The sequence below is a fragment of the Verminephrobacter aporrectodeae subsp. tuberculatae At4 genome (genome assembly GCF_000193225.1).
GTDB classification, from domain to species: domain Bacteria; phylum Pseudomonadota; class Gammaproteobacteria; order Burkholderiales; family Burkholderiaceae_C; genus Acidovorax; species Acidovorax aporrectodeae.
On sequence record NZ_AFAL01000136.1, the window covers coordinates 1 to 1,721 of the forward strand.

At 68.0% G+C, this 1,721-nt stretch carries 2 protein-coding genes; one reads left to right on the forward strand and one right to left on the reverse strand.

Annotated elements, in window-relative coordinates:
- On the reverse strand, positions 1–1,215 hold a 1,215-nt coding region (locus VTU_RS0105060), incomplete at its 3' end, for a hemolysin family protein (RefSeq protein ID WP_010101457.1).
- 137 nt (positions 1,216–1,352) lie between these two features.
- Between VTU_RS0105060 and VTU_RS0105065 the strand changes: the two genes are divergently transcribed.
- Positions 1,353–1,721: MFS transporter (locus VTU_RS0105065; protein ID WP_010101459.1), on the forward strand; the 369-nt coding region annotated here is incomplete at its 3' end.

A 1,721-nucleotide genomic window follows, 5' to 3' on the forward strand; every position in this document is an offset into this window, starting at 1 on the left:
GTCCTCCCACTGCACGGTGTCGGTCACCTTGGGCAGGCGGCCGGTGAGCAGCATGATCATTCCGCTGAGCGTGTGGTAGCGGCCGCGCTCCTCTTCGGGGACGGCTTCGAGGTTCAGCCGGTCCTTGAGTTCGGGAACGGGGATGTGGCCGTCGAGCAGCCAGCTGCCGTCTTCGCGTTGCAGCGCCCACGAGGTCTCGGGGTCGCGCGGCTGGAACTCGCCGGTAATGGCCTCGATCAGGTCTTGCAGCGTGACGATTCCCTGCACCTCGCCGTATTCGTCGATGACGAAGGCCATGTGCACGTCCGACAGGCGGAAGTTGTCCAGCAGCTCCATGCCGGTGATGGTCTCGGGCACGTACAGCGCGGTTTGCAGCGCTTGGTCGGCGAGCCCGTGCGCCGGTTCGCGGAGCGTGCGCGCGAGCCACTGGCGCGCGTTGATCACGCCCAGGATCTCGTCCATGCTGCCGCGCACCACCGGAAAGCGGGCGTGGTCGGATTCTTCGATGCGCCGCAGGTTCTCCTCGAACGGCGCGTCGCCGTCGAGGCACACCACGTCGCCGCGCGGCACCATCAGCGAGCCGATCTGGCGGTCGTCGAGCCGAAACACGTTGCGCACCATGGTGTGCTCGTGCGATTCGATCACGCCCGCCGTTCGGCCTTCGACGAGCATGGCGTGGATCTCCTCTTCAGTGACCGGGCTGCCGTTGATCTCCGGCACGCCCATCAGGCGCAGCAGCGCGCGCGTGGACGCGGACAGCAGCAGCACGAAGGGCTTCGTCGCGAGCGCCAGAAAGTTGATCGGGCGCGCGACCAGGCGCGCCAGCCTCTCAGGGTGCGACTGGCCGATGCGCTTGGGAACCAGTTCGCCGATGACGATGGAGAAATAGGTGATCAGCAGCACCACCAGGGCGGTCGCGAGGTAGGCGCCGTAGGGCGGGGGCAGGCCCTGCGTGTGCAGCCACGCGGCCAGTGGCTCGGCCAGGGCGGATTCACCGACGATGCCGTTGAGCACGCCGATCGATGTCAGGCCGATCTGGATGGTGGACAGGAAGCGGGTCGGGTCGGCGCCGAGTTGCACGGCAGCGGTGGCGCTGTTGTTGCCCTCATCGACGAGCTTTTGCAGCCGGGTCTTGCGTGCCGTGAGCAGAGCGATCTCGGACATGGCAAACAGGCCGTTGAGCAGGATGAGCGCGAACAGTAATGCTATTTCCATACGAGGGGGCCTGGCACGCCCCTGGGTGTTGCGAAGCCGGCATTGTAAGAAACCGGGGCGTGTTGCCCCATTTCCCGTGCCTTGCGCGCCCCCGGTTCGGGTGCCGCGTGTGACCCTTCTGCTACGCTCGTGCGGATATGCCTGCCCCCTGCGCCAGCGTGGCGTCCGCCGCCGCCGTCCCCGTCCCCGTTCGCCCTGGCCTGGCCATCCTGGTGCTGGCCTTGCTGCTGAGCTTGCAGCCGGTGACGACCGATCTGTACCTGCCGGCGCTGCCCGCACTCACGCGCAGCCTGGGCGCGTCCATGGCGGATGCGCAGCTCACGCTCAGCGCCCTGCTGCTGGCGTTTGGTTGTTCGCAGATGCTCTGGGGGCCGCTGTCCGACCGTTTTGGCCGCCGCCCGATCCTGCTCTTCGGCCTGGGCGCCTACACGCTGGCCTCGCTGGGCAGCGCGTTTGCCCCGGCCATGGACCTGCTGATCCTGTGGCGCAGCGCGCAGGGCGCCGCC